This window comes from Yoonia sp. R2-816 (genome assembly GCF_046762905.1).
Taxonomy (GTDB): domain Bacteria; phylum Pseudomonadota; class Alphaproteobacteria; order Rhodobacterales; family Rhodobacteraceae; genus Yoonia.
This window is the reverse complement of sequence record NZ_JBKQXN010000257.1, coordinates 1-201: the sequence shown is the minus strand read 5'-3', so window position 1 is coordinate 201 and position 201 is coordinate 1. Positions and strand designations below refer to the sequence as shown.

The 201-nt window shown below is 59.2% G+C and carries 1 protein-coding gene; it reads right to left on the bottom strand.

Translation table 11 applies throughout. The features are described from left to right. Positions 1-201 (bottom strand): transposase (locus ACFWW2_RS16600; RefSeq protein WP_393929748.1); only part of this gene is annotated, 201 nt, incomplete at both ends.

Below are 201 nucleotides of genomic sequence, written 5' to 3'. Positions count from 1 at the left end.
CGCATGCCAGAAGCCCAAGGCTCCGTCTCCAATGGCAAGATCAGGCGCATGGGTAAGCCCGCGCCGCTGGAGATCGAGAAGCAGCTCACGCCAACTTTGGGTACTTTCGCGATAGCCATCGGCGAGGCCGATAATCTCCTTCCGGCCCCACTCGTCTGCGCCGATCAACACCAGAACACACTGTTTTTCCTCATCCATGCG